Raw genomic sequence first — 7,083 nt, 5'->3', positions numbered from 1 at the left:
GGAGGATTAGCTCAGCTGGGAGAGCACCTGCCTTACAAGCAGGGGGTCGGCGGTTCGATCCCGTCATCCTCCACCATTTAACATTTTCATGCCGGTGTAGCTCAGTTGGTAGAGCAACTGACTTGTAATCAGTAGGTCGTGGGTTCGACTCCTATCGCCGGCACCATCTTAATTTTAATAGTGGAGGGGTAGCGAAGTGGCTAAACGCGGCGGACTGTAAATCCGCTCCCTCCGGGTTCGGCGGTTCGAATCCGTCCCCCTCCACCATTCATGATTATCAAAGGGCCTTTATTCTTTCTTTGGACAAGCTCAAAAGAATGAAGTAGGCTATTTTTATGGAAATTGTACATTTACTTTGTAAAGTTACTCATATTTTGTAGTTAGTTGTGCAAGATAATAGGGTAATTAAATACAACAGATTTCCGGATAAATACTTGAGGTGTGAACGGTATTTCCATAATCAATGGGCTATAGCCAAGCGGTAAGGCAACGGACTTTGACTCCGTCATTCGTAGGTTCGAATCCTGCTAGCCCAGCCATTTTTTACAACTTATTTATTTACAATTTCTTAGTACGAGCCATTAGCTCAGTCGGTAGAGCATCTGACTTTTAATCAGAGGGTCGAAGGTTCGAATCCTTCATGGCTCATCTCTTAAGTGGAAGTAGTTCAGTGATAAAGTGCCACCTTGCCAAGGTGGTAGTTGCGGGTTTAAATCCGGTACTTTCACTCCTTGAACTACTTCTTTTTTATATTCAGGGGCCTTAGCTCAGCTGGGAGAGCGCCTGCCTTGCACGCAGGAGGTCAGCGGTTCGATCCCGCTAGGCTCCACCAATTTCATGATGTACACCCTATAAACCTTGTAAGGTTTATTTTTTTTGCATAAATTTATCCTGCTTTCCTGGTTAATAGATTCCTAATATTATCTATGAGCCAGCATGATTATACAGTTTGCAGGTTCGTTTTCTCCTAAACTTCTCCAATTGTGGTGTAAAACTGTACTTTGCAAGTTTACCATCTCCTAATTATCTCCAACTAAGAGCACGATAACTTTCATTCCAGGTTCACCACCTCCTAATTTTCACTAGTTAAGAGCGTGATAACGCCACATCCCTCCTACAAACTGTATAGATATACACGACTTTGTTGAGTTGAGTCATTTGGATGTAAGCAGTTACAATAGGGTGTATGGGAGAAGGGGGCATTTAATCATGAAAAAAGATATTTCTATTATTGGGGTTCCGATGGACTTAGGCCAAATGCGTAGAGGGGTTGATATGGGGCCAAGTGCTATTCGGTATGCGGGTGTTGTTGAGCGATTAGAAAGACTTCATTATGATATAGATGATTTAGGGGATATTGAAATTATGCGTCCTACTCGAGGGGAAGTTGCTAACGATGAAAATTTGAAAAACCTGGAGAAAGTATCTGAAGCAAATGAGAAGCTTGCTGCTAAAGTTGATGGGGCCATTCTTAATGGAAGATTCCCACTTGTTTTAGGTGGTGACCACAGTATAGCAATCGGGACGCTTGCTGGAGTTTCTAAACATTATAAAAACCTAGGTGTTATTTGGTATGATGCCCACGGTGATTTAAACACCGCAGATACTTCACCATCTGGTAATATTCACGGGATGCCACTAGCGGCTAGCCTTGGACTTGGTCATAAGCGACTTACTGATATTGCAGGTTATAGTCCTAAAGTCAAACCCGAGAATGTGGTCATTATCGGTGCGAGATCGCTCGATGAAGGTGAGAAACATTTAATTAAACAGTTAGGGATTAAAGTATATACGATGCATGAAATTGATCGTCTAGGAATGACAAAGGTTATGGAAGAAACGATTGCTTATTTAAGGGAAAGAACAGATGGTGTGCACTTATCATTGGATTTAGATGGTCTTGACCCACATGATGCACCTGGCGTTGGAACTCCTGTGCTTGGCGGCATTAGTTACCGTGAAAGCCATTTAGCAATGGAAATGTTAGAGGAATCAAAATTAATTACTTCTGCTGAATTCGTAGAAGTTAATCCAATTCTAGATGATAAAAATAAAACAGCTACCGTAGCAGTTGCATTAATGGGCTCTTTATTTGGTGAAAAACTTTTATAAACACGTCACAGTATCTCGTAAAAGAGAGGTACTGTGTTTTTTTATTATAAAGATTTGGTTTCCAGGCACATAAACTAGCCAAAATTTGTTAAAATGAAAATTATGGAGAAAATGAAACCTTTTTTAGTGGTCAATCGTAAATAATGATACCCGCAATGAGCGGAGGTATACAAAATGGAGACAATCATCAAAAACAGAATAAAGCAAATAAAAAATGGAGATCAGAATGCATTTACAGAGATAGTAGAATTTTACAAAGACAAGGTTTTTCAAATATGCTATCGTATGCTTGGAAACAGACATGAGGCAGAGGATATTGCACAGGAAGCTTTTATTCGAGCGTTTGTGAATATACACAGCTATGACTTGAATAAAAAGTTCTCAACATGGTTATATCGTATAGCAACGAATCTGTCGATTGACCGCATTCGTAAGAAAAAGCCTGACTACTATCTAGATGCTGAGCTTGCGGGGTCAGATGGACTAACTATGTATTCGCAAATTGCAGCAGATGGTGCACTACCGGAGGACGAGCTTGAGACGATGGAGCTTCAAGAATTAATTCAAGCCGAGATCCTAAAGCTTCCGGATAAGTATCGTTCAGTAATTGTTTTAAAATACATCGAGGAGTTTTCACTAAAGGAAATTGGTGAAATTCTTGACCTGCCTGTAGGCACGGTAAAAACAAGAATTCATAGAGGCCGAGAAGCTTTACGAAATCAGCTTCGACATGTATAGGGGTGAGAAAAAATGAACTGTTCAGAAAACAACATGGTTGAATTAATGCACAATTACCTAGATGAAGACATTTCTGAAGAGGAAGAGAAGCTACTACGCGAGCATTTGCATGCATGCGCATCATGCCATCAACATTTTCATGAGCTAAAGAAAACCATTGCGTTGGTACAAAGTACTTCTCACATTTCCGCACCTAACGATTTCACATTAAAGGTCATGCAAAACCTACCGAAGGAAAAACGTACCGTGAGTTTTAAACGCTGGTTTAGAGAGCATCCGATGCTCACTGCTGCCTCACTTTTTCTATTATTAATGGCAGGGAGTCTTTTTTCAGTCTGGAATGAAAATGAGCAATTTTCTGTTTCAAAGCAACCCAATTTAATTGTTGAAAACAATACTGTGATCGTTCCTGAAGGCGAAACTGTGAAGGGCGATGTCGTTGTGAAGAACGGAAAGATCGTGATTGAGGGAGACGTAGAAGGTGATGTCACTGTCATTAATGGGGAGAATTATTTGGCCGCAGCCGGGAATGTTACTGGTGAGATCAAGGAAGTCAACCAGATGTTCGAGTGGCTTTGGTACCATATTAAAAAGGTAGGCACAGATGCCATCCATGTTTTTGACCACGAAGAATAGGCCATCGTACACGATGGTCTTTTTTTTGACTTTGAAATTATGCTTATCCTCCTACCAATTTGTAATTGGTGCATGAAAGTTATATGATATAATATTATAGCTAACTATGTTTTTTGGATTATTTCATAGAGGAAGTGTGAGAATGTCATTTAATGAACTCCCATTACTAGGTTACCTCGGCATTTTTTTAGATGTTCTCCTTGTCTGGTATGTGATATATAAATTATTATCCCTCATACGCGGAACAAAAGCTGTTCAGTTATTGAAAGGTATTATTGTGATCGTTTTTGTCCGCTTATTAAGCAGCCTGTTAGAATTACATACTTTGTTTTGGTTAGTGGATCAGGTAATGGATTGGGGATTCCTGGCGATTATCGTGATATTCCAACCTGAATTGCGAAGGGCATTGGAACAGCTTGGTCGTGGAAAAATATTCTCCAGAAGTGGCACGGATGAAGATGACCAGCAAGTAAAATTAATGGAAGCCATAACAAAGGCCACAGATTATATGGCAAAGCGCCGTATAGGTGCACTCATCTCGATTGAACGTCAAACGGGAATGGGGGACTATGTGGAAACAGGGATTCCGCTAAATTCAGCTATCTCATCTGAGCTACTAATCAATATTTTTATTCCAAATACTCCTCTTCATGATGGAGCTGTGATTATCCAAAAAAACCAAGTAGCCGCGGCCGCCTGTTATTTACCGCTTTCGGAGAGTCCATTTATTTCAAAAGAATTAGGAACTCGGCACCGGGCTGCACTTGGGATTAGTGAGGTAACAGACAGCATAACTATTATTGTATCAGAGGAAACAGGAAGTGTGTCGTTAACGAAAAACGGAGAGTTACACCGTGATTTGAAACCTGATGCATTTCAAGATTTACTAAAACAAGAATTAATAACAAACGAAAGCATTACCTCTCATCCAATTTGGCAATGGAGGGGGAAAAAGAATGGATAAATTAATTGATAACCGTTGGGTAACACGGATCATCGCATTATTAATTGCATTGCTCTTATTTGCATCTGTCAGCTTTGAAAATCAACCTGCTTCTAAGAGTCCTGCTGGTTTGCCTTTATTTTCAAATTACTCGGAAACATTAACGGAGATTCCGGTAAATACATACTATGATGATCAAAATCTAGTGGTATCTGGAGTTCCACAATATGTGAACGTCACAATAGAAGGGCCATCTGGGGTTACCAAAAGAGAAGGTCTTCAAAAGGAAATGGAAGTGTATGCAGACCTTACTCAGCTATCAGTTGGCACACACAAGGTAAAACTACAATATCGAAATATATCTGATAAAATAAAAGTAAAAATTGATCCTGCAGAAATTACCGTCGTCATTCAAGAAAAGGTGACAAAGGAATTTCCTGTTGAAGTTGACTTTGTTAACCGGGATCAAGTAGCAGAAGGATATACAGTCGAACAGCCGGTGGCAGCACCTCGGGTTGTGAAAATAACCGGGGCCTTAGAGGAAATTGAGAGAATTGCATTAGTAAAAGCAGTTGTTGATCTTAAAGGGGTCACGGAAACTTTTACACAGGAATCAAGGGTAGCTGTTTACGATAAAAATCAAAATGTATTGTCAGTAACCGTTGAACCGAATGTTGTTGAAATTACAGTCCCAATTGTTAGCCCGAATAAATCAGTAGCGTTTACCCTTAAGCAAAAAGGAAAGCTTGCGGATGGGTTAAGTTTAGTCAATATTACGCCGACACCAGATCTGGTTACAATATTTGGTCCGAAAGAAGTCATTGATGCAATTTCTTCGATTGAAGGTGAAATTGACCTTGATAAAATAAAGGAAGATACTACGGTTAAAGTGAAGGTTCCGTTACCAAAAGGTGTTATCCAAGTATCCCCGCTAGAAATCGAAGTTAAAGTCGATATAGAAGCGGAGATAGCGGAAACCTTCTCAGATTTATCAATTAGAAGTCAAGGTCTAGGTGCCCAATATACACTTACCTTTGTAAACCCTGAAGCAGGGACCCTTAATTTGGAAGTACAAGGTGCACCAAGTGTTATACAAGGGACAAGTTCAACGAATCTTGATGTTTTTATTGATGTGACCAATCTAGGGATTGGTGAACATGACGTTGATATAAAAGTGAACGGCCCAGATAATGTGACGTGGGCATTACCTCAAGAAAAGGCAAAGATACGAATAACCGAAATTGAAGGGTAAAGGAAGTATCTGCAAAAGGAGAGATCATTTAAAATGGGAAAATATTTTGGTACAGATGGTGTACGTGGTGTTGCAAATAGCGAATTAACTCCAGAGCTTGCATTTAAGGTTGGAAGATTTGGAGGGTATGTATTAACAAAGGATAAAGAAAGACCAAAGGTTCTAATTGGTCGCGATACTAGAATTTCTGGTCATATGCTAGAAGGAGCTCTTGTAGCTGGTCTATTATCCATTGGAGCAGAGGTTATGCGTTTAGGTGTTATCTCCACTCCAGGTGTCGCGTATTTAACAAAGGCTTTAGGAGCAGAAGCAGGCGTGATGATTTCCGCTTCACATAACCCAGTCCAAGATAATGGAATTAAGTTCTTTGGTCCAGATGGGTTTAAGCTTTCTGATGAACAGGAAAATGAAATTGAGGCTCTTTTAGATTTACCTGAAGATCAGCTTCCACGTCCAATTGGGGCTAATTTAGGACAGGTGAATGATTATTTCGAAGGTGGTCAAAAATACCTCCAATTCTTAAAGCAAACAGTGGACGAGGATTTCACCGGTATCCATGTGGCATTGGATTGCGCACACGGGGCAACATCTTCTCTAGCAACGCATTTATTTGCTGACCTGGATGCAGATATTTCTACAATGGGAACATCTCCAAATGGTCTTAATATCAATGATGGTGTAGGTTCGACACATCCTGAGGCACTTGCAGCCTTTTTAAAGGAAAAAGGTGCTGATGTTGGACTAGCATTTGATGGTGACGGTGACCGTCTAATTGCGATTGATGAAAATGGGGATATCGTTGATGGGGACCAAATCATGTATATTTGTGCAAAATATATGAAGGAACAAGGTCGATTAAAGCAACAAACGGTTGTTTCAACGGTTATGAGTAACCTAGGCTTTTATAAAGCATTAGAAGAAAACGACATTGCGAGTGTACAAACAGCTGTTGGTGACCGCTATGTTGTAGAAGAAATGAAGAAGAGCGGATATATCCTAGGTGGAGAACAATCCGGTCATATCATTTTCCTTGATTACAATACAACTGGTGACGGACTATTAACTGGTCTACAATTAGTGAATATCATGAAGAGCACAAAGAAACCTTTATCAGAGCTTGCAAGCGAAATGACAACATTCCCGCAGCTATTAGTAAATGTGAAGGTTACCGATAAATATCATGTGACGGATAATCCGGTGATTAAAGAGGTTATCGAACAGGTGGAAGCTGAAATGAATGGAAATGGTCGAATCTTAGTTCGTCCTTCCGGAACGGAGCCCTTGGTAAGGGTAATGGCAGAAGCGCCAACAGAAGAACTATGTAAAGAATATGTAGAACGTATCGTAGCTGTTGTAAAAACAGAAATGGGTACGGAATAAATCAAATACGCCTTGGCGTATT

General features: G+C 40.2%; 6 protein-coding genes and 6 tRNA genes. All 12 read left to right on the top strand.

Annotation, left to right across the window (positions count from 1 at the left end):
• The 12 genes from V7147_RS13190 to glmM all read left to right on the top strand — a co-directional run bounded on the left by V7147_RS13190 (position 1) and on the right by glmM (position 7,061).
• Positions 1–76 (top strand) — tRNA-Val (locus V7147_RS13190).
• Between the two features lie 14 nt (positions 77–90).
• Positions 91–166 (top strand) — tRNA-Thr (locus tag V7147_RS13185).
• Between the two features lie 16 nt (positions 167–182).
• Positions 183–267: transfer RNA gene (locus tag V7147_RS13180), tRNA-Tyr, on the top strand.
• A 197-nt stretch (positions 268–464) separates the two neighbouring features.
• A tRNA-Gln gene (locus V7147_RS13175) sits at positions 465–539 on the top strand.
• A 36-nt stretch (positions 540–575) separates the two neighbouring features.
• A tRNA-Lys gene (locus V7147_RS13170) sits at positions 576–648 on the top strand.
• A 108-nt stretch (positions 649–756) separates the two neighbouring features.
• Positions 757–832: transfer RNA gene (locus V7147_RS13165), tRNA-Ala, on the top strand.
• A 377-nt stretch (positions 833–1,209) separates the two neighbouring features.
• Entirely contained in the window at positions 1,210–2,112 is a 903-nt protein-coding gene (rocF, locus tag V7147_RS13160; protein WP_335368316.1) for an arginase, read from the top strand.
• A gap of 174 nt (positions 2,113–2,286) precedes the next feature.
• Positions 2,287–2,850, top strand: coding sequence for an RNA polymerase sigma factor SigW (gene sigW, locus V7147_RS13155; protein WP_335368315.1), 564 nt, complete (start codon positions 2,287–2,289; stop codon positions 2,848–2,850).
• Between the two features lie 12 nt (positions 2,851–2,862).
• The gene (locus tag V7147_RS13150) at positions 2,863–3,486 is read left to right on the top strand and encodes an anti-sigma factor (protein WP_335368314.1); all 624 of its coding nucleotides are present in this window, start codon (positions 2,863–2,865) and stop codon (positions 3,484–3,486) included.
• Positions 3,487–3,628: 142 nt separating this feature from the next.
• The gene (gene cdaA / locus V7147_RS13145) at positions 3,629–4,450 is read left to right on the top strand and encodes a diadenylate cyclase CdaA (RefSeq protein WP_335368313.1); all 822 of its coding nucleotides are present in this window, start codon (positions 3,629–3,631) and stop codon (positions 4,448–4,450) included.
• On the top strand, positions 4,443–5,681 hold the full coding sequence (locus tag V7147_RS13140; protein WP_335368312.1) for a CdaR family protein: 1,239 nt from the start codon (positions 4,443–4,445) through the stop codon (positions 5,679–5,681). Before cdaA ends, V7147_RS13140 begins: the two co-directional genes overlap by 8 nt.
• 33 nt (positions 5,682–5,714) lie before the next feature.
• On the top strand, positions 5,715–7,061 hold the full coding sequence (glmM, locus tag V7147_RS13135; RefSeq protein WP_335368311.1) for a phosphoglucosamine mutase: 1,347 nt from the start codon (positions 5,715–5,717) through the stop codon (positions 7,059–7,061).
• The last annotated feature ends 22 nt before the right edge of the window (positions 7,062–7,083 follow it).

It is taken from the genome of Bacillus sp. JJ1521, assembly GCF_036965165.1.
Classification (GTDB): Bacteria; Bacillota; Bacilli; order Bacillales; family Bacillaceae_L; genus Ferdinandcohnia.
This window is presented reverse-complemented; position numbering and strand designations above follow the sequence as displayed.